22 protein-coding genes are annotated in these 24049 nt (G+C 60.0%); 15 read left to right on the plus strand and 7 right to left on the minus strand.

Annotated elements, in window-relative coordinates:
* The first annotated feature begins 73 nt into the window (after positions 1-73).
* A complete protein-coding gene (gene idi / locus WFK59_RS02155; protein WP_233984815.1) occupies positions 74-601 on the plus strand; it encodes an isopentenyl-diphosphate Delta-isomerase in 528 nt (175 codons plus the stop codon).
* A 193-nt stretch (positions 602-794) separates the two neighbouring features.
* On the opposite strand, the gene WFK59_RS02160 is transcribed toward idi, so the two are convergent.
* Positions 795-2270, minus strand: coding sequence for an MFS transporter (locus WFK59_RS02160; RefSeq protein WP_336754923.1), 1476 nt, complete (start codon positions 2268-2270; stop codon positions 795-797).
* A 336-nt stretch (positions 2271-2606) separates the two neighbouring features.
* Between WFK59_RS02160 and osmF the strand changes: the two genes are divergently transcribed.
* From osmF to WFK59_RS02180, 4 genes are read left to right on the plus strand one after another with little or no spacing between them, the layout of a single operon-like run.
* Entirely contained in the window at positions 2607-3518 is a 912-nt protein-coding gene (osmF, locus tag WFK59_RS02165) for a glycine betaine ABC transporter substrate-binding protein OsmF (RefSeq protein WP_233984813.1), read from the plus strand.
* 3 nt (positions 3519-3521) lie between these two features.
* Positions 3522-4697: an ABC transporter permease gene (locus tag WFK59_RS02170; protein ID WP_233984812.1), complete on the plus strand. Its 1176-nt coding sequence runs from the start codon at positions 3522-3524 to the stop codon at positions 4695-4697.
* On the plus strand, positions 4690-5637 hold the full coding sequence (locus WFK59_RS02175; RefSeq protein ID WP_233984811.1) for an ABC transporter ATP-binding protein: 948 nt from the start codon (positions 4690-4692) through the stop codon (positions 5635-5637). The genes WFK59_RS02170 and WFK59_RS02175 overlap by 8 nt, the downstream gene beginning before the upstream one ends.
* Positions 5625-6356 carry an ABC transporter permease gene (locus WFK59_RS02180; RefSeq protein WP_233984810.1) on the plus strand — a complete coding sequence of 244 codons (732 nt, stop codon included), beginning with the start codon at positions 5625-5627 and terminating at the stop codon, positions 6354-6356. Before WFK59_RS02175 ends, WFK59_RS02180 begins: the two co-directional genes overlap by 13 nt.
* 173 nt (positions 6357-6529) lie before the next feature.
* On the opposite strand, the gene WFK59_RS02190 is transcribed toward WFK59_RS02180, so the two are convergent.
* Positions 6530-7264, minus strand: a complete 735-nt coding sequence (locus WFK59_RS02190; protein ID WP_233984809.1) for a MerR family transcriptional regulator — start codon at positions 7262-7264, stop codon at positions 6530-6532.
* A gap of 150 nt (positions 7265-7414) precedes the next feature.
* Between WFK59_RS02190 and WFK59_RS02195 the strand changes: the two genes are divergently transcribed.
* The 4 genes from WFK59_RS02195 (at position 7415) to ybiB (ending at position 11785) form a co-directional block, all read left to right on the plus strand.
* Positions 7415-7978 (plus strand): XRE family transcriptional regulator, encoded by a 564-nt coding sequence (locus tag WFK59_RS02195; RefSeq protein WP_336754925.1) that lies wholly within the window; start codon positions 7415-7417, stop codon positions 7976-7978.
* A complete protein-coding gene (locus WFK59_RS02200) occupies positions 7975-8493 on the plus strand; it encodes a GNAT family N-acetyltransferase (RefSeq protein WP_336754926.1) in 519 nt (172 codons plus the stop codon). Before WFK59_RS02195 ends, WFK59_RS02200 begins: the two co-directional genes overlap by 4 nt.
* Positions 8494-8618: 125 nt before the next feature.
* Positions 8619-10787, plus strand: coding sequence for an ATP-dependent DNA helicase DinG (gene dinG / locus WFK59_RS02205; RefSeq protein WP_233984806.1), 2169 nt, complete (start codon positions 8619-8621; stop codon positions 10785-10787).
* Between the two features lie 29 nt (positions 10788-10816).
* On the plus strand, positions 10817-11785 hold the full coding sequence (gene ybiB / locus WFK59_RS02210) for a DNA-binding protein YbiB (RefSeq protein ID WP_233984805.1): 969 nt from the start codon (positions 10817-10819) through the stop codon (positions 11783-11785).
* A gap of 1 nt (position 11786) precedes the next feature.
* Here ybiB and WFK59_RS02215 read toward each other — a convergent pair whose 3' ends face one another.
* From WFK59_RS02215 to hutH, 3 genes are all read right to left on the minus strand, one after another.
* On the minus strand, positions 11787-12944 hold the full coding sequence (locus tag WFK59_RS02215) for a M20 aminoacylase family protein (protein ID WP_336754927.1): 1158 nt from the start codon (positions 12942-12944) through the stop codon (positions 11787-11789).
* 191 nt (positions 12945-13135) lie between these two features.
* Positions 13136-14824, minus strand: a complete 1689-nt coding sequence (gene hutU / locus WFK59_RS02220) for a urocanate hydratase (RefSeq protein ID WP_336754928.1) — start codon at positions 14822-14824, stop codon at positions 13136-13138.
* A 10-nt stretch (positions 14825-14834) separates the two neighbouring features.
* Positions 14835-16394 carry a histidine ammonia-lyase gene (hutH, locus tag WFK59_RS02225; protein ID WP_233984802.1) on the minus strand — a complete coding sequence of 520 codons (1560 nt, stop codon included), beginning with the start codon at positions 16392-16394 and terminating at the stop codon, positions 14835-14837.
* 306 nt (positions 16395-16700) lie between these two features.
* Between hutH and hutC the strand changes: the two genes are divergently transcribed.
* Positions 16701-17456, plus strand: coding sequence for a histidine utilization repressor (gene hutC, locus WFK59_RS02230; RefSeq protein ID WP_094119372.1), 756 nt, complete (start codon positions 16701-16703; stop codon positions 17454-17456).
* Here hutC and WFK59_RS02235 read toward each other — a convergent pair.
* Both WFK59_RS02235 and WFK59_RS02240 read right to left on the minus strand, forming a co-directional pair.
* Positions 17440-17979 (minus strand): HutD/Ves family protein, encoded by a 540-nt coding sequence (locus tag WFK59_RS02235; protein WP_233984801.1) that lies wholly within the window; start codon positions 17977-17979, stop codon positions 17440-17442. The two genes, hutC and WFK59_RS02235, sit on opposite strands and share 17 nt — an antisense overlap.
* Entirely contained in the window at positions 17976-19331 is a 1356-nt protein-coding gene (locus WFK59_RS02240) for a formimidoylglutamate deiminase (protein ID WP_233984800.1), read from the minus strand. Before WFK59_RS02240 ends, WFK59_RS02235 begins: the two co-directional genes overlap by 4 nt.
* Positions 19332-19412: 81 nt before the next feature.
* Between WFK59_RS02240 and hutI the strand changes: the two genes are divergently transcribed.
* The 5 genes from hutI to WFK59_RS02265 all read left to right on the plus strand — a co-directional run bounded on the left by hutI (position 19413) and on the right by WFK59_RS02265 (position 24048).
* Positions 19413-20630: an imidazolonepropionase gene (hutI, locus tag WFK59_RS02245; RefSeq protein WP_336754931.1), complete on the plus strand. Its 1218-nt coding sequence runs from the start codon at positions 19413-19415 to the stop codon at positions 20628-20630.
* On the plus strand, positions 20627-21415 hold the full coding sequence (gene hutG / locus WFK59_RS02250; RefSeq protein WP_336754933.1) for an N-formylglutamate deformylase: 789 nt from the start codon (positions 20627-20629) through the stop codon (positions 21413-21415). Before hutI ends, hutG begins: the two co-directional genes overlap by 4 nt.
* Before the next feature lie 309 nt (positions 21416-21724).
* Positions 21725-22573: a transporter substrate-binding domain-containing protein gene (locus WFK59_RS02255; RefSeq protein ID WP_233984797.1), complete on the plus strand. Its 849-nt coding sequence runs from the start codon at positions 21725-21727 to the stop codon at positions 22571-22573.
* A gap of 12 nt (positions 22574-22585) precedes the next feature.
* Entirely contained in the window at positions 22586-23305 is a 720-nt protein-coding gene (locus tag WFK59_RS02260) for an ABC transporter permease (protein ID WP_233984796.1), read from the plus strand.
* Between the two features lie 11 nt (positions 23306-23316).
* Positions 23317-24048: an ABC transporter permease gene (locus WFK59_RS02265; protein WP_233984795.1), complete on the plus strand. Its 732-nt coding sequence runs from the start codon at positions 23317-23319 to the stop codon at positions 24046-24048.
* The last annotated feature ends 1 nt before the right edge of the window (position 24049 follow it).

Genomic DNA, 24049 nt, shown 5'->3' on the forward strand with positions numbered 1-24049 from the left:
AAAAAACCTTTTTTGGCCGCCCAAACAGGCAATCTTGTGCCAGAATAGTTGGGAATAATCTCAAGGAAACGCCATGTCTGCTATTGAAGTTATCCTCGTTGACCACCTCGATCGTCCCACCGGCAAAATGGAAAAGCTGGAAGTGCATGAAAAAGGATTGCTGCACCGCGCGGTGACGGTCTACGTCTTCAATTCCCGGCAGGAGCTGCTGTTGCAGCGGCGCGCCAGTGATAAATATCACTGTGGTGGATTGTGGAGTAACACCTGTTGCGGCCATCCTTATCCGCATGAATCGACCCGGGATGCGGCCGAACGCCGCCTGCGCGAAGAGATGGGCATGACGGTCAGCCTGACGCCGATGTTCGAGCTAAGCTACAACCTGCCGCTGAGCAATGGCCTGACCGAGCATGAATATGGTCACGTCTTCTTTGCCGTCAGCGATCGTCTGCCGCAGCTTAATCCGCAGGAAGCGGACGCCTTTGATTACCGCTCGCTGGCAACCATTGAACAGCAGATGCAGCAGCAGCCACAGCAATTCACTCCGTGGTTTTTGCATACTTTTCCGCGCATTCCGGCCCATCTCGACGCGTTTCCGGCATAAAAAAACCGCACGCTAAGGTGCGGTTCTGGTCGTCGATAACGCGTTGGCTCAGCATACCTCCTTCGCAAAATCGCTGTTTAAGGCAGGCTCAGCACGGGCCATGCACGGCTCGCGCTGCTTTGCTACCGACGTACGCTCCCCTCGCTTTATCTTCCGCAGCCGTTATCGCTACATTCTGAGAAGCTATTCAGGATCAACGCGGCAGCTCAAAATCCTCGGCATCAACATCGTAGCCTGACGGTTCCCAGCGGATCGCCAGTAACGCCAGCAGGCCCGCCAGCGGTGCCAGAAAAATGACCCAGAATACGCCGGTCCCGAGCGCCGCAACCAGCACCGGAAACAGAAACAGCGACAGGGTCGAACTGCCACGCATCAGCGTCTGGTTAAAGCCAACGCCGACGCCACGCAGTGAGGTCGGATAGCTGAGCGAAGCAAAGGTCATGGTATGCGAACCGGGACCGAAACCCTGACCAAACAGGAACAGCGCCAGCATACCAATCGCCAGTGCCGCTTCCTGGCCGCCTTCCGGCCGACCAATCAGCGCCAGCCCGAGCAGCGCCACGCACTGACAGGCATAACCGGCCACCGACATCTTCCACGCCCCGAGACGTGGCACCAGCCGCACCGCCAGAATACCGCCGACAAAGGCAAACAGCAGATTCAGCGCCAGCGATACCAGAATGCTGGTCAGCATCGACTGGGCAAAGAAGCTGGTGATAATCACCGGCAGGCCAAACGCCACCGCGTTATAGGCGAAAGAGGAGGCGATGGAGGTGATGGTCGCCAGCAGGGTGCGGCGTCGATAGACTCCCTGCAGCAGCGCACCGTAGTTACGCCAGCTGGCCGGCCGCGCCGGTCTGATCGGCGTCAGCGCCGCATCCTGCGCCACCTGGGCGTTAATGTTCCACGCGCTGCGCAAAATAGAGGCGGCGCCCTGCAGATCGCCCTGATTCGCCGCCCAGACCGGCGACTCGCTCATGTAACGGCTGCGAATAGCGATGATGATAATCGCCGGTACTGCACCAAAGCCAAGGATCAGCCGCCACAGCCAGTCGGTATGGCTTTCCGGCAGCACTGCGTAGAGCAGCAGCACCAGCAGATAAGAGATGCTGATCGCCGCATACCAGGTCGGACACCACATCGCCACGCTGGCCGCCTTGTTGCCCTTACCGCGCAGCTTTGAAAACTCCGCCAGGAACGCCATCGCCACCGGCAGATCGATGCCGACGCCGAGCCCCATCACAAAGCGCGCGCCGCCCAGCACATATTCGTTCGGCGCAAAGGCACAGGCGATCGCCGCCACCACGAAAAAGAACATATCGGCCATGAAGACCCGATAACGGCCGATTTTATCGGTCAGGTAGCCGCCAATCAGCGCGCCAATGATCGCACCGAAGGTGATAGCCGAGGCGACCATGCCGGTGCCGGTCGGGCTGAGATTAAATTCGCGCGCCACGTCTTTGATGCCAAACGCCAGCGCGCCGAGATCGTACGCGTCGAGGAAGACGCCACCGAGCGCGATGGCGACCACAATTCGCGCATTATTGCGGGCGCTATCGCCGCTGTTAACTAAGCGGGAGACATCGGCCGCGCTGCGGATCCACTGCGTTTCGCCGGTCGGCGCACTCCCTGTTGTTGCCACATGGGCGGAAGAGATCAGGTCGGACATGATGTTGTGATTCTTTTATTTTTGAAAACAGGGCATCGAGAATAGCCGTTTAGACGCCCAGACGTAAATTCATTTCAGTTATGAGCAATAAGTTTTTAGTCTCAAATCGTTATCAATTTGCGATAAAGTCATCTACGGTCCGGCATAGCCAGGCTACGCTTTTAAAGCGGCTAACCAAACCGCTGTGCGTCAGGCTACGGTCTTCATAACGGGCACGCGACGGCTCTGCCGGAACAGCGCAGTGCGCGTTATGCGTCATCCTGATCTCCCGGCGTGAGCACAATCGATAACAATTCTCTGATACAACAGGCGATAACACGCGATAAGGAACAGGTCATGGTCAGAATTCGGGGTTGGGTTGGATTGAGCGCCTTGCTGCTCAGTCTGGGCATTGCACACGCGGCCGATCCGGTGCGGGTCGGGTCGAAAATTGATACCGAAGGATCGCTGCTGGGTAATGTGATTTTGCAGGTGCTGGAGAAGCACGGTGTAAAAACCGTCAATAAAATTCAGCTGGGGACCACGCAGGTGGTGCGCGGGGCCATCACCGCCGGGGAGCTGGATATCTATCCGGAATATACCGGTAACGGTGCTTTTTTCTTTAATGATGAAAAAGACAGTGCCTGGAAAAATGCCCGCCAGGGCTACGAAAAAGTTAAAAAACTGGATGCTGAGAAAAACCATCTGGTGTGGCTGACGCCTGCGCCTGCCAATAACACCTGGACCATTGCGGTGCGTAAAGATCTGGCCGAGAAGAACCAGCTGACCTCACTGGCCGATCTCAGTGCCTGGCTGAAAAAAGGTGGCACGTTTAAGCTGGCCGCCTCGGCAGAATTTATTGAGCGCAGCGATGCGTTGCCCGCGTTTGAAAAAGCCTACGGCTTTGATCTTAAACAGGATCAGCTGCTGTCACTGGCTGGCGGGGATACCGCGGTAACGATCAGTGCGGCGGCGCAGCAAACCTCAGGGGTTAACGCGGCGATGGCCTACGGTACCGACGGTCCGGTAGCGGCGCTGGGTTTACAGACGCTGAGCGATCCGAAAGGTGTACAGCCGATCTATGCGCCAACGCCGGTTATCCGGGAATCGGTGCTGAAAGCCTATCCGCAGATTGATGCGTGGCTGAAGCCGGTATTCAGCGCGCTCGACGAGAAAACGCTGCAACAGCTGAACGCCAGAATCGCGGTCGACGGCCAGGATGCCAGCAGCGTGGCGAAAGAGTGGCTGCAACAGCAGAAGCTGCTGTAACCGATGCGGATATCGCGGGAAGCGATACGACGTCCCGGTCAGCAACCCGTTGCGCTGTTGCTGCTGGTGCTGCTCAGCCTGTCGCTGGTGGCGCTGCCCTTTCTGACCTTTGCGCCGAATCGGCTGGTGGCAGGCGAGCCGCTGATGGGCTGGCAGATCAGTCAGTCGGCAGTAGTGCTGCCGCCTCTGGCGGTATTGTGGCTGCTGCTGTGGTTTGCGCCGTCGCGCATCAGCCTTAGTCTGGCGCTGTTGTCGGCTGAACTGATGCTGGCGGCAATGATCTGGCTGAGTGGCAATCAGGCGACGCTGCTCAGCCAGCACGGCAGCCGGCTGGCGCGCACCAGCTTTGCCAGCGGCCTGTGGTGCAGCGGGGCGCTGCTGCTGCTACTGATTACCGACACCGTGCGGCAACTGACCCGCCACCGGCTGGCACAGCTGCTGCTTAACCTGCAGGTGTGGCTGCTGCCGCTGTTGCTGCTGTTCAGCGGCCAGCTTAACGATCTCTCGCTGCTGAAAGAGTATGCCAATCGCCAGGCGGTGTTTGACGCCGCGCTGGTGCGTCATCTGACGTTGCTGGCCGGTACCGTTCTGCCTGCGCTCCTTATTGCGCTGCCGCTGGGTATTCTGCTGTTCCGGCAGCCTCGCTGGCAGAGCGCGGTGTTTGGCGTGCTGAATGTGATCCAGACGGTGCCGTCGGTGGCGCTGTTTGGCCTGCTGATTGCTCCGCTGGCGGGACTGGCACTGCGTTTTCCGTGGCTGGGCGACTGGGGGATCAGTGGCATCGGCATGGCACCGGCCCTGATCGCGCTGGTGCTGTACGCCTTACTGCCGCTGGTGCGCAGCGTGGTGGTCGGGCTGCAACAGGTCCCGCAGGAGGTACGTGAAAGCGCGCGCGGCGTCGGCATGAGCGGCTGGCAGCAGTTTATGGCGGTCGATGTGCCGCTGGCACTGCCGGTGTGGCTGGCAGGTCTGCGGGTGGTGGTGGTGCAAACCCTGGGCATGGCGGTAGTGGCGGCGCTGATTGGCGCGGGTGGCTTTGGCGCAATTATTTTTCAGGGCCTGCTGAGCAGCGCGCTGGATCTGGTGCTGCTGGGCGTGATCCCGGTGATTGCGCTGGCGGTCACCGTCGATGCCCTGTTCCGCCTGCTGATCTCACTGCTGGAGAAAAAAGATGATTGAATTTAAGGGCGTTTCGCGCGCCTTCAACGGCAAAGCGGCGGTCAGCGATCTCTCCCTGACGGTGGCGGAAGGGGAGTTCTGCGTGCTGCTCGGCACCTCCGGTTCCGGTAAATCGACCACCCTGAAGATGATCAACCGACTGGTGGAGTTCGACAGCGGCGAGATCCGTTTCGCCGGTGAGTCGATTCGCCAGCTTGATGCCCGTGACCTGCGGCGACGGATGGGCTATGCCATTCAGTCCATCGGCCTGTTTCCGCACTGGACGGTGCAGAAAAATATCGCCACGGTCCCGGCGCTGCTCGGCTGGTCAAAACAGCAGGTTACGCAGCGGATAGCGGCGTTACTGGCACTGCTGAATCTTGACCCGCAACTGCTGAACCGTTATCCGCATCAGCTGTCCGGCGGACAGCAGCAGCGGGTGGGCGTGGCGCGCGCGCTGGCGGCCGATCCGGAGGTATTGCTGATGGATGAACCCTTTGGCGCGCTCGATCCGGTGACCCGCGGCGCGCTGCAACAGGAGATGCTGCGTATTCACCGGCTGTCGGGCCGCACCATCGTGCTGGTGACGCATGACATTGATGAAGCGCTGACGCTGGCCGATCGCCTTGTGCTGATGGATAACGGTGAGATCGTCCAGCAGGGTAAACCCGCTGAGCTGCTGACCCAGCCGAAAAATGATTTTGTGCGGGACTTCTTTGGCCGCAGCGAAATGGGCGTGCGGCTGCTGGCGCTGGGGCAGGTCGGTGATGCGGTGCGACGGGGCGAATGGCTGACGGGCGAACCGATCGCCGCCGGGCTGACGCTGCGTGAAGCGCTGTCGCAGTTTATTACCCGGCGCACCGACAAACTGCCGGTGATCGATGAACAGCAACAGCCGCTGGGCGTGCTCTACTTCAACGATCTGCTGACGCTGCGCGAGGAGACCGCATGCGCTGGCTGACCGATCCGCTGTTGTGGCTGGTGCTGCTGTATGGCGCGCTGCTGACGCTGATGCCCTACAGCGGGCCGCTGTTTCATCACTGGTTCCCGGAGCTGGCCCGGCCGCTTTACCAGCAGGAGACATTCTGGCAGCTGACGCTGGCGCACCTGTTTCTGGTGATCACCGCGAGTCTGCTGGCGATGGTGATTGGCGTCGGGAGTGGGGTTCTGGTCACCCGGCAAGCCGGTCGGGCGTTTCGTCCGTTAATGGAAACGCTGGTGGCGGCCGGACAAACTATCCCGCCGGTGGCGGTATTAGCGATTGCGGTGCCGGTGATGGGATTTGGTGCCTGGCCAGCGGTGGTGGCGCTGCTGCTCTATGGCTTGTTGCCAATCTTACAGGGCACGCTGGCGGGCATCGACAGCGTCCCTGCCAGCAGCCGGGAGATTGCCGAAGGCGTCGGGATGAGCGCATGGCAGCGTCTGTGGCAGATTGAGCTGGCGCTGGCTGCGCCGGTGATTATCGCCGGTATCCGCACCTCGGTGATCATCAACATCGGCACAGCCGCTATCGCCTCGACGGTCGGGGCAAAAAGCCTGGGCTCACCGGTGATCATCGGTTTAAGCGGATTTAATACCGCGTATGTGATTCAGGGGGCGTTACTGGTGGCGCTGCTGGCGATTGTCAGCGATCGCCTGTTCGAGCGCCTGCAACGGTGGTTTAGCGTGAGTGCACAATGAGAGAGTAACCGACCAGCATCAGACCGCTGGTACCGCCAGCCGCCATAATGAAAAACAGCGTAGCGAAGAATGTTTTTTTCCAGTTCATGGGAAAACCTGAGCGCGTTGTAATGAGGCGGGAATGATAGCGCGCGCAAGGCAGCAGGCAAAGTGCCCAGCGTGCGTTTTTGTCATCAGGGTGTTTCGTGCAACCGCACGGCGTAACCCTGTTCCTGCCAGTGCGACAGCTGTTCCTGCTGACGACGGGTCAGTTTTTTTCCGGTAAACACAAACATATTCATGCCAGGAAACAGCTCCGGGCGCGGAACGTCGAGCGGTTCAGCCAGCACATCGATCCGCCAGCCGTGCTGCGACAGGCGCCAGCCTTCCAGCCAGATGCGGGTGCGGTCATCAATGCCCCAGCCGATAATCAGGGCATCTTTGCCCGCTTTTTTACGGCTGGCGGTCAGGCAGAACGCCACATAATCGATCAGCAAGCCATCCAGCAGGCTGCACATGGTACGGGCGGTGTTTTGATCAAGACTGAGCTTCTGACGCACCGGCATAAAAACGTGATCAATCAGCGCATCGATCGGATGTTCGCGACCGATAGCCGCAATTTTGTTACGCAGTTTGGCGGGTCTGACATGGCGTAACACACTGATGAGTTCATCCTGCAGGGTGGTCCAGCCATCATGCGCATCGACATCACCCCCTTCCAGCAGCGCTTTAACTTTGCCGACCGGCACGCCGCTCTCGATCCAGCGCATGATCTCTTCAATACGCTGAACATCTTCTTCATCAAACTGACGATGCCCACCTTCGGTCCGTTGCGGCTTCAGTAAGCCATAACGTCTTTGCCAGGCGCGCAATGTCACTGGGTTTATGCCACAGCGCTCGGCGACGTCACCGATACTGTATAGGGTCATAAATTCCTCTTTATACTGATCTGAGTGGAATTACCATAACGAAGCAAACTAAGTTGTACAATACATTTTTCAATGTACAACTTGACCGCTGCGCCTTTTCTCAGCTATATCTCATATAAGAGAAATTATTCCCAATTATGAGAAGGTACTATGTCGGACCTGAACACCGAACAACGCCTGGCAGCGCGACTCGCGGAATTACGTCTGCAACGTGGCTGGTCGCTGGATGAGCTTGCAATCGCTACCGGGATCAGCCGTGCCTCATTATCACGCATTGAGCGAAGCGAGACCAGCCCCACTGCCGCATTGCTTAATCGCCTGTGTGTAGCCTACGGATTAACGATGTCGCGCCTGCTGAGTGAAGTAGAGGAGGATGCGAAGCTGCTGATCCCGTATGAGCAGCAGCCGGTATGGAGTGATGAAGCCAGTGGATTCCACCGGCGAAATGTGTCACCGCCTGTTACTCATTTTAGATGCGAATTGGTGGAGGGCAAATTACGGCCCGGTGCGCGTATCGATTATGACGCCCCGCCGATACAGAGTATGGAACAGCATATCTGGCTACGTGAAGGCGGTCTGACCGTCAGCATGGCAAACCAGCAGTGGACCTTACGTCCGGGCGACTGTTTACGCTTTCACCTGACTGGCAAATCGGCCTTTGAAGCGCACCTGACCGAGGGCGCGCGCTATTTACTGGTGGTGGCAAAACCATGATCGACTATCAGATGCTCAGCGCGACACAGGCGCAGCAGCGCTTATCCGAACTTTGTGACGTGCTGCAGGGCTGCGTCGCGCAGGGGGCCAGCGTCGGATTTATTGATGCTGCCGATCAGCAGGCGATCCTGCGTTTCTGGCAGAATCGGATCTACAGCCTGGCAAGCGGCAATGACGAACTGTGGGTGGCGTCTCAGCACGGCGCGATTGTGGCGACGGTGATGATTAACAACAGCGCAATGCCCAACGGCCGTCATCGGGCGGAGATCAGCAAACTGCTGGTCCACCCGCGGGCGCGCCGCCAGGGGATTGCCCGTCAGCTGATGCAGCAGGCGGAACAGCGGGCGCGGCAGATGGGGAAAACGCTGCTGGTGCTGGATACGCGCAGCGGCGATGTCGCCAGCGATCTCTACCGTTCGCTCGACTGGCAGGTCGCCGGCTCGATACCCTTTTATGCCGAATCCACCACCGGCGAGCTGGATGCGACGACCTACATGTTTAAAGTGCTGAGCTGATCCGGCACCGAATACAATAAGAGACGGGATTTGGAACCGCAGACGAAAAAATCTGCCTGAAAGCTGACGTCGTCAGCATACTGTGTAAAAATACAGGCAATTTTTATGGTGTGGTAACAAACAAAATGGCCCTGACAGCAGCAGTAAAAAGCCAGATAGCGCAGTGGTATAAAGCGCTGCAGCAGCAGGTGCCCGATTTCATTCCGCGCGCCGCCCAGCGGCAGATGATTGCCGAAGTGGCAAAATGTCTGGCGGGCGATGATGCGCGCCATCTGGCGGTGGAAGCGCCAACCGGCGTGGGAAAAACCCTTTCTTATCTGATCCCCGGTATTGCAGCCAGCCGCGCTCAGGAAAAACGGCTGGTGATCAGCACCGCCAACGTCGCACTGCAGGATCAAATCTTCACCAAAGATCTGCCGCTGCTGAAAAAAATCATTCCCGATCTCACTTTTACCGCCGCCTTTGGTCGCGGCCGCTATGTCTGTCCGCGCAATCTGGCGGCGCTGGCGGCTGACGACGATCAGCAGGGCGATCTGCTGCTCTACCTGGATGATGACGCCATCAGCAGCACCAAAGAGGAGCAGACGCAGTGCGGCCGGTTGCAGAAAGCGCTGGACCGCTATCAGTGGGACGGCCTGCGCGATCACAGCGAGGAGAACGTCAGCGACAGCCTGTGGCAGCGGCTCTCCACCGACAAAGCCAGCTGCCTCGGCGCTCACTGCCGCTGGTATCGCGAATGCCCGTTTTTTGTGGCGCGGCGTGAAATCGAGCAGGTCGATGTGGTGGTAGCCAATCATGCGCTGGTGATGGCGGCGATGGAAAACGAATCGGTGCTGCCGCCGGCGAAGAATCTGATGCTGGTGCTGGATGAAGGCCATCATCTGCCGGAAGTGGCGCGGGACGCGCTGGAGATGAGCGCCGATATCACCCCAGGCTGGAGCAGCCTGCAGCTGGATCTGTTCATCAAGCTGGTAGAAAGCATCATGACTCAGATGCGGCCAAAATCGCCGCCGCCGCTGGCCAATCCGGAGCGGCTGAAAGCGCACTGCGAGGAGCTGCGTGAGCTGCTGACCATCATCAGCCAGGCGCTCAATCCGCTGTTGCCGCCGCACAATCAGCCGGGCGAATACCGTTTTGTACTGGGTGCGTTGCCGCAGGAGCTGCTGGACCTGTGCGCCCGGTTGTTCAAACTCAGTGATGCGCTGCGGGGCCTGAGCGAAGGCCTGATTAACGCCCTGAGCGAGCAGACCGGCAAGGTTGATGTGGTGCGGCTGCACCGTAATCTGCTGCAGCTGAACCGTCAATTCGGCTGGTTTGAATCGGTCAGTAAGCTATGGCGACTGGCGGCAATGGAGAAAGCCTCCGGCGCACCTGTGTCGAAATGGATCACCCGCGAACTGCGCGAAGGGCAGGCGCACCTGCTGTTTCACTGCGCCGGGATTCGCGTCAGCGATCAGCTGGAGAAAATGCTGTGGCGGAAGATTCCGCATGTGGTGGTTACCTCCGCCACGCTGCGCTCGCTCAACAGTTTTAATCGCCTGCAGGAGATGTCGGGGCTGAATGAAAAAGCGGGCGACCGTTTTGTGGCGCTCGACTCGCCGTTCAACCACGTTGAACAGGGCAAGCTGGTGATCCCGCAAATGCGTTACGAACCGCTGATGACCCACGAAGCGGAGCACATCGCTGAGATGGCGGGCTTCTTCCGCCAGCAGATGAGCCTGAAGCAGCATAAAGGGGTGCTGGTGCTGTTCGCCAGCAACCGGGCGATGCAGCAGTTTGTCGCCTGCCTGCCCGATTTGCGCCTGTCGATGCTGGTGCAGGGCGATCAGCCGCGTAGCCGACTGGTCGATCTGCATCGTCAGCGGGTGAGCAAAGGCGAGACCAGCATTCTGATTGGCCTGCAATCATTCGCGGAAGGGCTCGATTTAAAAGGCGATCTGCTCAGTCAGGTGCATATTCATAAAATTGCTTTTCCGCCGGTAGACAGTCCGGTAATTTTAACCGAAGGCGAATGGCTGAAGAGCCTGAAGCGTTATCCGTTTGAGGTGCAGAGCTTACCCAGCGCCTCGTTTACCCTGATTCAACAGGTCGGACGCCTGATTCGCAGCCATCAGTGTTATGGCGAAATTGTTATCTATGATCGCCGTCTGCTGAGCAAAGCCTACGGCAGCCGACTGCTGGCGGCGTTGCCGATTTTCCCGATTGAGCAGCCCGAACCACCAGAGCCGGCAGCGATACCGGCCGCACCGGCCGCCACGCGCACCGTGCGTAAACGACGTCCGACGCGGCGCTGAACCGCCGCACACTTAACCGGAAGCGAGTGATGGAACTGAATAAAATTATTAAAGAGATCGGCCGCGGAAAAAACCATGCCCGCGACATCGATTTCGACACCGCCGTGGCACTTTACAGTGCGATGCTGGCGGGCGAAGTGCCGGATCTGGAGCTGGGCGGCATTCTGATTGCGCTGCGTATCAAGGGTGAAGGCGAAGCGGAGATGCGCGGTTTTTATCAGGCGATGCAGGCGAAGATGATGAGGCTGAACGCCCCGGCCAGCCGGCCGATGCCAGTGGTAATTCCGAGCTATAACGGCGCACGTCGACAGGGCAACCTGACGCCGTTGCTGGCGCTGCTGCTGGTGAAGCTCGGTTTTCCGGTGCTGGTGCATGGGGTCAGTGACGACGCGACGCGCATCACCAGTGAAGCGGTGTTCGCTGCGCTGGGCGTGATGCCGGTCACCACCGCTGAACAGGCGCAGGCAAAGCTCGATGCGGGCGAACTGGCGTTTATTACCGTGGATCATCTCTGCCCGCCGATGGCGAAACAGCTGTCGCTGCGCTGGCGGATGGGAGTGCGTAACAGTGCGCATACGCTGGCAAAACTGGCGACGCCGTTTGGCGAACGCGAGGCGCTGCGGCTGTCGAGCGTATCGCATCCGGAATATGTGCCGCGGGTGGCGAAGTTCTTCAGCGATATTGATGCGCCTGCACTGCTGCTGAATGGTACCGAGGGCGAGGTTTATGCTAATCCGCAGCGTTGCCCGGCGATCAGCGTGATCCGCGGCGCGGGATCGGAAGCGGAAGTGTGGGTAGAGCGCCAGCCAGAGGTCCAGGTTGAGTTGCCCGCGGATAAAACAGCGGCGGTGACCGCCGCCTGGATAGAGCAGGTGATTAATCAGCAGCGCCCGGTACCGCAGGCGCTGCGGCTGCAGCTGGCCTGCTGCCTGCGCGCCAGCGGAGAATGTGACTCGCTGGAAGCGGCCGACCAGCGGCTGCGCGCCGCCGGTTACTGAATCAGGCGATTGGCAGCGCCTGTTCCACCAGATCCTGCCAGAAGCGAATGCCGATTGGCAGCAACGCGTCATTAAAGTCGTAGCGGGCATTATGCAGCGGCGCCGACGGGGTTTCACCGTCGGCGCCGAGCCAGAAGTAAGCGCCCGGACAGGCTTCCATCATGCAGGCAAAATCCTCAGAGGCCATTGAGGGATTAACCTGCCAGTGAACATGCTCTTCTCCCAGCGTTGCCAGCGCCACTGCGCGCACCTGCTCCGCCGGACCGGCATGGTTGGCGGTTACCGGATAGCCAGGTAACCAGTGTGTCTCGCCGCTCACCCCGAACGGGCGGGGCAGGGTGGCCACAAATTCATCGATCAGCGTCCGGACTTTGTCGCGTACCGCCGGTTGCAGGCAGCGAACCGTGCCGCGCAACACGATCTGTTCCGGGATGACGTTAATCGCCTCACCGCCGTGGATCTGCGTGACGCTGACCACCGCCGAGGAGAGCGGTGACAGCCGGCGCGACGGAATGGTTTGCAGCGCCAGGATCAGCTCAGCCGCCACCACCATCGGATCGGCACCGCTTTCCGGCATCGCCGCGTGGCAACTTTTGCCGTGCAGGGTGATCTCAAACGAATCCAGCGAGGCCATCATCGCACCAGGATTCACCGCCAGCGACCCGAGCGGCAGGCCCGGCCAGTTATGCATGGCGTAGACCGCATCCATCGGGAAGCGCTGAAACAGTCCCTCCTCCACCATTTTACGCGCACCGCCCAGATTCTCTTCGGCGGGCTGAAAAATAAAGTGCACCGTGCCGCTGAACTGGCGGGTCGCCGCCAGCTGTCGGGCAGCGGCCAGCAGAATGGCACTGTGACCGTCGTGGCCGCAGGCGTGCATTACGCCCGGCGTGGCGGATCGCCATTCGACCTCACCTTTTTCGGTGATCGGCAGCGCATCCATGTCGGCACGCAGCCCGATGACCGGGCCGGAACCATTGACCAGCGTGCCAATCACGGCCGTCCCTGCCAGACCGCGAAATACCTGTAATCCGGTCAGCTCAAGTTCGCGTGCAATAAGATCGCTGGTGTGATGTTCCTGGTAACCTAATTCCGGCTGGCGATGGAGCTGGCGGCGCCAGTGCAGGGCATCTTCAAGCAGGGCGGGGGAAAGGGTCATGCAGAATCGCGCTCCATACAGAATGAGAAGATTTCACTTTAGTGGTCGGGGAGCACGCCGTCTATTGCCGTAACGGCGAAATCTGGCTATAGGCTAAATCAAAATGGAATAACTAATAAGTAACGGTGACCGCTGGAGCAGGTTGAGGCGCAAAAAAACGGGGCCAGCGCGGCGCTGACCCCGGTGATAAATTACTTCTGCAGCATCGGCAGGTTAAGCCCGTGCTGCTCAGCACAGGCCTGTGCCTGGGGATAGCCGGCGTCGGCGTGGCGCATTACGCCGGTCGCCGGATCGTTCCACAACACCCGACCCAGACGCCCATCCGCCTCTTTGCTGCCGTCACAGACAACCACCATACCGGCGTGCTGCGAGAAGCCCATGCCGACACCACCACCGTGATGCAGGCTGACCCAGGTCGCGCCGCCTGCGGTGTTGAGCAGCGCATTGAGTAACGGCCAGTCTGATACCGCATCAGAGCCATCTTTCATCGCTTCAGTTTCACGGTTCGGTGACGCCACCGAGCCACAGTCGAGGTGGTCGCGACCAATCACCACCGGCGCTTTCAGTTCGCCATTGCGCACCATTTCGTTGAAGGCCAGGCCAGCAAGGTGTCGTTCGCCCAGGCCGAGCCAGCAGATGCGGGCCGGCAGTCCCTGAAAGGCGATGCGCTCCTGCGCCATATCCAGCCAGCGATGCAGGGTTTTGTGCTGCGGAAACAGTTCTTTAAGTTTGGCGTCGGTTTTGTAGATATCTTCCGGATCGCCCGACAGCGCCACCCAGCGGAACGGGCCTTTGCCTTCACAGAACAGCGGGCGGATGTAGGCCGGGACAAAGCCAGGGAAGTCGAATGCGTTGGTGACTCCTTCATCCAGCGCCACCTGACGGATATTGTTGCCGTAGTCGACGGTCGGGATGCCCATATGGCAGAAGTCGAGCATCGCCTGTACGTGAACCGCCATGGAGGCGCGTGCCGCTTTCTCTACCGCTTTCGGCTGCGAGACTTTCTCCTGCTGCCAGCGCGCCAGATCCCAGCCAATCGGCAGGTAGCCATTGATCGGGTCGTGGGCCGAGGTCTGATCGGTGACGATATCCGGTTTCGGTCCGCCCGCCCTGGCACGCTTGACCAGTTCCGGCAGGATCTCTGCCGCATTGCCCAGCAGTCCGACGGAAATGGCTTTTTTCGCTGCGGTCGCTTCATTAATCAGCGCCAGAGCCTCATCCAGCGAGGTCGCTTTATGATCGACGTAACGGGTACGCAGACGGAAATCGATGCGCGACTCCTGGCACTCAATGGCCAGCACGCAGGCTCCCGCCAGCACGCCCGCCAGCGGTTGTGCGCCGCCCATACCGCCGAGACCGGCAGTGAGGATCCAGCGTCCGCTCAGATCGTTGTTGTAGTGCTGACGTCCCGCTTCAACGAAGGTTTCGTAGGTTCCCTGCACGATGCCCTGCGCGCCAATGTAGATCCACGACCCGGCGGTCATCTGGCCATACATCATCAGGCCCGCCTTATCCAGCTCATGGAAGTGATCCCAGTTGGCCCAGTGCGGCACCAGGTTGGAGTTAGCCAGCAGCACGCGGGGTGCATCGGCATGGGTACGGAACACCCCGACCGGCTTGCCGCTCTGGATCAGCAGCGTCTCATCCGGCTGTAACGCCTTCAGCGAGCGCAGGATCTGCTCGAAGCACTCCCAGTTACGCGCCGCTTTGCCAATGCCGCCATAAACCACCAGATCTTCCGGCCGCTCGGCAACGTCAGGATCGAGGTTGTTCTGGATCATCCGGTAAGCGGCTTCAATCAGCCAGTTGGCGCAGTGCAGCGTGGTGCCATGTGGGGCACGAATTTCGCGGGCCACGGCCTGAGACAGGGTTTCGCTCATTACAGATTCCTTATTCAGCAGAAGTGAAGGCGCGCAGGCTCGGTAGCAGCGCGGTCAAAGCCTGAGGCCAGTCAGCGCGACTAGCCCACTGACGCATCGCGTCGATATCGGGTGCCAGCAGGCGGTCCTCTTCAAGGAAAGCCACCTGCTCGCGGATAGTGCCAATCGCCTGCTCAAGGGTCGGCGAGCTTTTCAGCGGTCGGTTAAATTCAATGCCCTGCGCCGCGGCCATCGCTTCGATGCCGACCACCGCTGCGCTGTTGAAACACATGCTGCCGAGGCGGCGGGCGGCGTAGGTCGCCATAGAAACGTGATCTTCCTGGTTAGCGGAGGTCGGCAGGCTGTCCACGCTGCCGGGATGCGCCAGCGATTTATTCTCGGAGGCCAGCGCCGCGGCGGTGACCTGAGCAATCATAAAGCCGGAGTTAACCCCGCCGTCATGCACCAGGAACGGTGGCAGACCGGATAAACCGGTGTCCAGCAGCAGCGCCAGGCGACGTTCAGAAATCGCGCCAACTTCAGCAATCGCCAGCGCCAGGATATCCGCGGCAAACGCCACCGGCTCGGCATGGAAGTTACCGCCGGAGATCACATCGCCGCTGTCGCTGAACACCAGCGGATTATCAGAAGCGGCGTTGGCTTCAATCTGCAATATCCGCGCCGCGTGGCACAGGTTGTCGAGACAGGCCCCCATCACCTGCGGTACGCAGCGGATGGAGTAGGGGTCCTGCACCCGGCCGCAGTGGGTATGAGAGGTGAGGATTTCACTGCCCTCAATCAGGGTGCTGACCGCCGCGGCGACCGCAATCTGCCCCTGCTGACCGCGAGCCTGGTGAATGCGGGCGTCGTACGGCTTCAGCGAGCCTTTAATCGCTTCCAGCGACAGCGCACCGGCCATCAGTCCGGCGGCAAACAGGTTTTCCCCCTCAAACAGGCCACGCAGTGCCAGCGCGGTCGAGACCTGGGTGCCGTTGAGCAGCGCCAGCCCCTCTTTCGGCCCGAGCACAAACGGTGCCAGCCCAACCGCGGCCAGGCCTTCCGTCGCCGGGATCAGCGCGCCGTTGAGCCGCACCTGGCCTTCGCCCAGCAGCATCAGCGACATGTGGGCCAGCGGCGCCAGATCGCCAGAGGCACCGACCGAGCCTTTCTCCGGAATAACCGGCATCACGCCCGCGTTGAACAGGGCCAGCAGCGCCTCGACCAGTTCGATCCGCACCCCGGAGTGACCGCGCGCCAGGCTGATAATTTTGGTGGCAACCACCAGACGGGTCACATTGTCCGGCAGCAGATCCCCGAGGCCGACGCTGTGCGACAGCACCAGGTTACGTTGCAGATCGGCCAGCCGGCCCGCCGGAATCTGGGTCTGCGCCAGCTTGCCGAAACCGGTATTAATGCCATACACCACCTTGCCGGAGGCGACGATGGCCTCGACGGTTTGCTGCGCATCGGCAATCGCCTGACGTGCTGACTGATCAAGGCTAAGCGTGACGTTACCCTGATAGATAGCGCGTAATGTGGCGAGATCCACCTCGCCCGGCACCAGGTGTAATACCTGCGACGAACCTGACATAGTCTACTCCTGTCTATACAAGTGTGCTGGCGGGGCTGCGTGATATTCATTGCCCTGATCCAGCGGGATAATGCGAGTGAAGCATAAGTGTCTATTCTTGTCTATACAAGTAGCAAAGGGCGTGCCAGGCCGATCACAAAAATGCACTGCCCGCCCTGTCTGGGCGATCGGCAAAGTGTGACACAGCACCTGCACCAGAGCGATGCACAGCCTGCACCGATGGGGCGCAGCCGACGGAAACGGATGTATATACATTCACGTAGCGAGACAGTAAACTTGAGGCATTATCTGGATAAGGAACAGCAAATGGTCGAGCATACGGCACTGGCACAACTGGCTGCGGCCATGAGCGATGAACCCGCGCCGATTTATCAGCGGGTGAAGCAGGCGATTGTCAGCCAGATTCGCGAAGGGCTATGGAAAGCGAACCAGCGTGTGCCCTCAGAAAGTGAACTGGTGAATGAACTGGGCGTCAGCCGGATGACGATCAACCGGGCGCTGCGTGAACTGACCAGCGAAGGGTTTCTGGTACGGATGCAGGGCGTCGGTACCTTTGTCGCCGAGATGAAAGGCTATACCGCGATGCTGGAAGTGCATAACATCGCCGATGAGATCGCCCAGCGCGGTCATCAGCATAGCTGTAAAATCCTGGCTATCGGCCAGAATAAAGCCGATCCGGAGCAGGCGGCGGTGCTGGGACTCACTACCGGACAGACGCTCTATCACTCGCTGATTGTCCATTACGAAAATGAGCTGCCGGTGCAGCTGGAAGATCGACTGGTCAACCCGCTGGTGGCGCCCGATTATCTGACCCAGGATTACCACAGCCAGACGCCTTACACCTATCTGATGCGGGTCGCGCCGCTGACCGCGGGCGAGCACATTGTTGAAGCGGTGCTGCCCGATGCGCGTCAGCGTAAGCACCTGGCGCTGGAGGAGCATGAGCCCTGCTTGCTGATCCGTCGTCAGACCTGGAGCGATAACAAAATCGTCACCTATGCGCGCCTGCTCTATCCCGGCTCACGTTATAAATTGCTGGGCCGCTTCAAGGGACACGGTTAAGCCGGGTCAGCAGCAGCCGGGCATCGTCGCCGATCGGGCTGAGCCGGATCGTCTCATCAACCCAGGCCGCACCCTGCTGTGCCGTCAGTCGCTCGCCGTTTGCCAGCTGCCATGCACCCGCCACGACCCAGGCGACACCGTGCAGGCTGCTGACCGCATCGGTTACCACCTCAACCGTTGCCTGCCATTGCCCGCGTCGGGTCATGATATTGAAATCCTCACTGATTCCGCCCTCAAGCCGGGCGTTTAACGCCAGTTCGCCAGCAAACGCCCAGGGCTGGAGCGGCGTTAAACGCTGCTCAACGCCAGGAGCGGTGAGGGCGACCGCGTCACCGTGCAGCAGAGTGATGATGCGATCCACGCCCGGAAAGGCGGAGAACGGCCCGTCCTGCGCCAGCGTCGCGATGCTGGCTCGCCATTCAAACGCGGCCGCGCCAGGTGGATAACTGATTAACTCGCGGGTCTCCCCGCCGCCGTTACGCCAGCGACTGACCGCCAGCTCAGCATACGCAAATCGAATCATCGCAGTGCCGCCATCGCCTGACTGAACCGGGCAGCACAGGCTTCCTGTGCCGGATGATAACCCTCCTCGATAACCGCTTTACCGGCGACGTAGACGTCACGGATCTGATCGCGCTGACCGGCAAACAGCCAGCGATTCAGCACCGAACGGGGCTCCACGCTGCCGAGCCACGCCTCGTCACGCAGCACCAGCCAGTCGGCCCGCTGTCCCACCGCCAGCGACCCTTGCTGAATGCCGCACGCCTGAGCGCCGCCTGCCGCTGCCTGCTGCCACAGCAGATCGCCGACCGAGGCCTGGCCCGGCAGAGTGATACGATTGCGGCGCTGGTCACGCAGCCGCTGGGCATATTCCAGCCAGCGTAACTCTTCGTTGATACTCAGCGAAACGTGGCTGTCCGAGCCAATACCCCAGCGTCCGCCCTGGGCGATATACTCCACTGCCGGAAAGATGCCATCACCGAGGTTGGCTTCGGTGGTCGGGCATAATCCCGCCACCGCGCCGCTGGCAGCGAGACGTGACAGTTCGCTCTCATCCAGATGAGTGGCGTGAATCAGGCACCAGCGCGCGTCGACCGCAAAGCGATTCAGCAGCCACGACACGGGTCGTTCACCGCTCCACGCCAGCGAGTCGCTGACCTCTTTTTGCTGTTCAGCAACGTGAATATGCACCGGCAGCGCCGGATCACTGGCTGCCAGCACCTGATGCATCTGACTTTCACTCACCGCGCGCAGCGAATGGAAGCAGAGACCGGCATTCAGCAGCGGCCGGTTTCGTTGCAGCGCATGCAACCGCGACTGCTGCTGCAGATAACTCTCGGTTTGCTGAATAAAGCGTTTCTGTCCGGCCGCAGGCGGCTGGGCACCAAAACCGCTGTAGCTGTAGAGCACCGGCAGCAGGGTCTGACCGATTCCCGCGATCTCTGCCGCGCGGATCAGCTGTTGCAGCATCGCGTCGTCCGGGTAGGGCGCGCCGTCAGGATCATGATGCAGATAGTGAAATTCTGCCACCTGGCTGTAGCCGCCTTTCAGCATCTCAATGTAGAGCAGAGCGGCAATATCGCCGACCTGTTCCGGCGTCAGGCGCTGCACCATCCGGTACATCAGATCGCGCCAGGTCCAGAAACTGTCCTGCGGATCGCCCGCCACCTCGGCTAATCCCGCCATGGCGCGCTGAAAGGCGTGTGAATGCAGATTAGCGATCGCCGGGATCACCTCGCCATTCAGCCGGATCGCCCCGGCGTCGTGGCTGTCGGGGGTCACTGCATCAATAAAACCGGCCGGATTGACCGAGATCCGAACCTGATGTCGCCAGCCTTCAGCCAGCATTGCGCGCGGGGCAAAAAAAGTCGCCATGGTTGATCCTCAACGGATGTAGTTGTATATACATATACATACTTTAACGCACAGTGTAAACGGCGGAGGCATGAGGCAGCGATGGCAGAGGATATGCGCGTAGAGAGTGTGTGGACCGGAGCCGATCTGGTCACCATGCGTGACGGAAAGTACCATCTGATCCCGCAGGGCGCGCTGGTCGTCCGGGCGGGCAGGCTGGTGTGGGTCGGCCCTGAAGCGAAGATGCCCGCTTTTATCGCCGAACAGCACCACCTGCTGCCCGGCGGCATTATTACGCCGGGGCTGGTGGATTGTCATACTCATCTGGTGTTTGGCGGCGATCGCAGCCAGGAGTTCGAGCAGCGCCTGAATGGTGTCAGTTATGCGGAGATTGCGGCGCAGGGCGGCGGCATCCTCTCTACCGTGCGCGCCACCCGCAACGCGACCGAGGATCAACTGGTAGCCGCGGCACGCTGGCGGCTCGATCGCCTGCTGGCGGAAGGCGTCACCACCGTTGAGATCAAGTCCGGCTACGGGCTGGATGAAGAGAGCGAACTGCGGATGCTGCGTGCGATTCGCCGGCTGGGTGCCAGCGTGGCCGCTGACGTGCGGGCAACCTGTCTGGCCGCCCATGCGTTTCCGCCGGAGTTTAAACATCATCCGGAGGGCTGGATTGATATCATCTGCCAGCGCCTGTTGCCTGCGGTGAAAGCAGCGGGACTGGCCGATGCGGTCGATGCCTTTTGCGAGCATCTGGCGTTTTCACCGCAGCAGGTGACGCGGGTATTTGAATGCGCGAAAGCGCTGGGACTGCCGGTGAAGCTGCATGCTGAGCAGCTTTCATCGCTGGGCGGGGCGACGCTGGCGGCCAGCTTTGGAGCCTTGTCGGCCGATCATCTTGAATATGCGACCGAAGCCGATGCGCAGGCGATGGCGCAGCACGGCACGGTCGCCGTTTTGCTGCCCGGTGCGTTTTATATGCTGCGTGAAACCCAGCGTCCGCCGGTGGAACTGTTTCGTCGCTACGGCGTGCCGATGGCGCTGGCCAGTGACGCCAATCCTGGTACTTCACCCGCTCTGTCGCTGCGGCTGATGCTGAACATGGGCTGTACGCTGTTTGGCATGACGCCGGAAGAGGCGCTGGCCGGGGTCACACTCTATGGCGCTCAGGCGCTGGGGTTAGCCGACACACAGGGTTCGCTCGAAGCGGGAAAAGTAGCGAACTTTGTCCACTGGCCGCTGGCTCGTCCGGCGGAACTGGTTTACTGGCTGGGGGGCGAGTTGCCCTGTACCGTCATCTATCGTGGAGAACGCCGATGAATGCTTTTCATTTTACTCAGGGCCAGCTGCCGCTGCTGGTCAGCATCCCGCATGCCGGTACCGCACTGACGCCAGAGGTTGAAGCCGGACTGAGCGAGGACGCACGCGGCCTGCCGGACACCGACTGGCACATTCCGCTGCTGTACGATTTTGTCCGTGATCTGGGGGCCAGCGTGCTGATTGGTCACTATTCCCGTTACGTGATCGATCTCAACCGGCCGCCGGATAACCAGCCGCTCTACAGCACCGCCACCACCGGCCTGTTTCCGGAGACGCTGTTTGACGGCACGCCCACTTTTGCGCCCGGTAAAACGCCGGATGCGGTTCAGCGTCAGGGTTATATTGACCAGATCTGGCAACCCTATCACCAGCAGATCCAGCTGGAGCTGGCACGCCTGAAAGCGCAGCATGGTTATGCGCTGCTGTTTGATGCGCACTCTATCGCCAGCGAGATTCCGCGCCTGTTTGAGGGGCGTTTGCCCGATCTCAACGTCGGCACCAACGACGGCGCCAGCTGCAGTCCGGCGCTGATTGCCGCCATTCAGGCGGTGTGTGCCGAACAGAGTGATTACAGCTGGGTGGTGAATGGACGTTTCAAAGGCGGCTACATCACCCGCGCTTACGGTCAGCCGCAGCAGCAGATCCAGGCGGTACAGCTGGAGCTGGCGCAGCTTAATTACATGGATGAGACGCCGCCCTATGCGTGGCAGCAGACACGCGCCAGCCAGCTGCAAAAATTACTGAAAGCGATGTTGCAGCGGATGCTGATGCAAGCCAGCGCCTGATAGTCCGATGCACTTACCCGGTGCATCGCTGCGCTAATCAGGTGCAACAGCGGACGCATACCCGCGTGTCGCCCGCTGTTAACCCGCCTTCCACCGCCAGAACAGAGCTGGCATAACCTTTGCTAAGTTGTATGTACAAGTGCAACGACGGCCATTCACGCAGAATAATTCTTGTCTGGCTCACAAAACGATAAAGACGGCAATGAACTGCGCCACGTTAACTTGTATATACATGACATATCATCCTGTGAAATTTATGTTAAATCTCGCCAGGGCGATGACCAGGCCGCAACTTTTCAGGAGAACCGTATGACACACCGTCAGATCCTTCGTCGTTTAACGCTCGCGACCCTTGCTTCCAGCCTGTTGCTCTGTGGCGTGACTGCCCAGGCGAAAGAGTGGAAATCGATCACTATTGCTACCGAAGGCAGTTACGAACCCTGGAACCTTACCCTGCCTGGCGGCAAGCTGGGTGGCTTTGAGCCGGAACTGATGGCTGACCTGTGTCAGCGCATGGCAATCCAGTGCAAGCTGGTAGTGCAGAACTGGGATGGGATGATCGCTGGCCTCAACGCCGGGAAATATGATGTGATTATGGACGCGATTGTTATCACTCCCGATCGCAAAAAAGTGGTGAATTTCACCGTACCTTACGCCTCAACGCCCGCCACCTTTATCAGCACCAAAGGCAGTCTGCTGCCTGCCGATGCCCAAATCATCAAGCTGCATGATGATGCTCAGCAGATCGAGCAAGCCATTGCTCCGCTGAAAGCGGCGCTGAAGGGGAAAAGCATCGGGATCGCCTCTGGCACGGTCTATACGCCGTTCATCGATAAATATTTCAAAGATGTCGCCGATGTTCGCGAGTACACCAGCTCTGCCGACGCGATTCTCGATTTGCAGGCGGGTCGTATCGACGCCGTGTTTGACGACGTGACGTTTGCGCAGTCGATGCTGGCGCGTCCCGATAACAGCAACCTCAGCTTTAGCGGCCCACAATTGGGCGGTCCGATCTGGGGCGAGGGCGAAGCGATGGGGGTACGGATGGCGGATAACGATCTGAAAGCCAGACTCGATCAGGCGATCCAGGCAGCGCTGGCCGATGGCACGGTGAAAAAACTGAGTGAGAAGTGGTTTAAAACAGACGTCACCCCCTGAGTGAGGTAAATCATGATGAGCCTGCTGAGTTTTGGCGCAGACGGTTGGGGTCGCTTGATCCTGAGCGCGACGCTGACCACCGTGCTGCTCTCCTTTGCCGCGCTGCTGGTCGGAGCGGTAGTAGGGTCCGGCGTGGCGGCGGCAAAGCTATCGCCGCACCGGGCCGTGCGCTGGCTGGGAGAAGGCTATTCGGTGGTCTTTCGCGGCATTCCTGAACTGCTGGTGATCTACCTGTTCTACTTCGGCGGATCGGGTTTGATCACCCTGATAGGGCAGCTGTTTGGTGCTGATGGGTTTATCGAAGCGCCGCCGTTTCTGATCGGCGCGCTGGCTATCGGGCTGATTTCCGGCTCTTATCAGGCGGAAGTCTACCGTGCCGCCCGACTGGCGCTGGCAAAAGGGGAGATTGAAGCCGCGGTAGCTATCGGGATGCCGCGCTGGCGCATACGGCAGCGCATCCTGCTGCCTCAGGTAGCGCGCTATGCGCTGCCGGGGCTGTCAAACGTCTGGCAGATGAGCCTGAAAGATTCCGCGCTGGTGTCGGTGACCGGCATCGTGGAACTGATGCGCGCCAGCCAGATCGCGGCCGGTTCCACCCGGGAATACTTCACCTTTTACCTGGTCGGCGGTGCCTGCTATCTGGCGCTGACGCTGCTGTCGAACCGTGCCTTTTTGCGGGCCGAATCCCGCCTCGGTCGTGCCTGGCAAAGCCGTACCGCAGCCCAGCATTAAGGAGTCCGATAATGATCGATTTTGCTTTTCTCAGTGACACCTTTCTTAAGCTGAGCGCCGCGTTGCCGGTAACCCTCGGCCTGTTTATCAGCGCCTTCCTGTGCGGCGGCGTGCTGGCAGTGGGTATCCTGGCGATGCGCATGAGCCGCTGGCGGCTGCTTAGCGCCTTTGCCCGTGGCTATATTCTGGTGTTTCGCGGTTCACCGCTGATGATTCAGCTGTTCCTGATCTACTACGGACTCGGGCAGTTTGGCGTGATCCGTCACAGTTTCGTCTGGCCGTTTTTGCGTGAGCCGTTTAGCTGCGCGGTGCTGGCGCTGTCACTCTGTACCGCTGCCTACACCGCAGAGATTCTGCGTGGCGCATTACTGGCGGTGCCGCCCGGCCAGGTGGAAGCGGGCATGGCGTGTGGTATGTCGCGCGGCCTGCTGCTGCGGCGAATTATTGCGCCAGTGATGTTGCGCTATGCGCTGCCCGCCTACTCGACGGAGGCGATTCTGCTGGTCAAATCGACCGCGCTGGCCAGCCTGGTCACGGTTTGGGACGTCACCGGCGTGGCGCAGCAGATTATTCAGCGAACCTACCGCACCATGGAAGTGTTTCTCTGCGCCGCGGCAATCTACCTGATCCTCAATTTCATTATCGTTCAACTGTATGCCTTGCTGGAGCGGCGTCTGACACCGGTACATAAACCGGCAAAAAAGCCGTTACCAACCGCTAAGCCGATCCCCGGAGGAGAATAAT

The organism is Pantoea sp. USHLN298 (assembly GCF_037149395.1).
Taxonomy (GTDB): Bacteria; Pseudomonadota; Gammaproteobacteria; order Enterobacterales; family Enterobacteriaceae; genus Pantoea; species Pantoea astica.

Coding starts and splice junctions, on each gene's coding strand:
- idi (WP_233984815.1), top strand. CDS start 74: ATGTCTGCTATTGAAGTTATCCTCGTTGACCACCTCGATCGTCCCACC.
- WFK59_RS02160 (WP_336754923.1), bottom strand. CDS start 2,270: ATGTCCGACCTGATCTCTTCCGCCCATGTGGCAACAACAGGGAGTGCG.
- osmF (WP_233984813.1), top strand. CDS start 2,607: ATGGTCAGAATTCGGGGTTGGGTTGGATTGAGCGCCTTGCTGCTCAGT.
- WFK59_RS02170 (WP_233984812.1), top strand. CDS start 3,522: ATGCGGATATCGCGGGAAGCGATACGACGTCCCGGTCAGCAACCCGTT.
- WFK59_RS02175 (WP_233984811.1), top strand. CDS start 4,690: ATGATTGAATTTAAGGGCGTTTCGCGCGCCTTCAACGGCAAAGCGGCG.
- WFK59_RS02180 (WP_233984810.1), top strand. CDS start 5,625: ATGCGCTGGCTGACCGATCCGCTGTTGTGGCTGGTGCTGCTGTATGGC.
- WFK59_RS02190 (WP_233984809.1), bottom strand. CDS start 7,264: ATGACCCTATACAGTATCGGTGACGTCGCCGAGCGCTGTGGCATAAAC.
- WFK59_RS02195 (WP_336754925.1), top strand. CDS start 7,415: ATGTCGGACCTGAACACCGAACAACGCCTGGCAGCGCGACTCGCGGAA.
- WFK59_RS02200 (WP_336754926.1), top strand. CDS start 7,975: ATGATCGACTATCAGATGCTCAGCGCGACACAGGCGCAGCAGCGCTTA.
- dinG (WP_233984806.1), top strand. CDS start 8,619: ATGGCCCTGACAGCAGCAGTAAAAAGCCAGATAGCGCAGTGGTATAAA.
- ybiB (WP_233984805.1), top strand. CDS start 10,817: ATGGAACTGAATAAAATTATTAAAGAGATCGGCCGCGGAAAAAACCAT.
- WFK59_RS02215 (WP_336754927.1), bottom strand. CDS start 12,944: ATGACCCTTTCCCCCGCCCTGCTTGAAGATGCCCTGCACTGGCGCCGC.
- hutU (WP_336754928.1), bottom strand. CDS start 14,824: ATGAGCGAAACCCTGTCTCAGGCCGTGGCCCGCGAAATTCGTGCCCCA.
- hutH (WP_233984802.1), bottom strand. CDS start 16,394: ATGTCAGGTTCGTCGCAGGTATTACACCTGGTGCCGGGCGAGGTGGAT.
- hutC (WP_094119372.1), top strand. CDS start 16,701: ATGGTCGAGCATACGGCACTGGCACAACTGGCTGCGGCCATGAGCGAT.
- WFK59_RS02235 (WP_233984801.1), bottom strand. CDS start 17,979: ATGATTCGATTTGCGTATGCTGAGCTGGCGGTCAGTCGCTGGCGTAAC.
- WFK59_RS02240 (WP_233984800.1), bottom strand. CDS start 19,331: ATGGCGACTTTTTTTGCCCCGCGCGCAATGCTGGCTGAAGGCTGGCGA.
- hutI (WP_336754931.1), top strand. CDS start 19,413: ATGGCAGAGGATATGCGCGTAGAGAGTGTGTGGACCGGAGCCGATCTG.
- hutG (WP_336754933.1), top strand. CDS start 20,627: ATGAATGCTTTTCATTTTACTCAGGGCCAGCTGCCGCTGCTGGTCAGC.
- WFK59_RS02255 (WP_233984797.1), top strand. CDS start 21,725: ATGACACACCGTCAGATCCTTCGTCGTTTAACGCTCGCGACCCTTGCT.
- WFK59_RS02260 (WP_233984796.1), top strand. CDS start 22,586: ATGATGAGCCTGCTGAGTTTTGGCGCAGACGGTTGGGGTCGCTTGATC.
- WFK59_RS02265 (WP_233984795.1), top strand. CDS start 23,317: ATGATCGATTTTGCTTTTCTCAGTGACACCTTTCTTAAGCTGAGCGCC.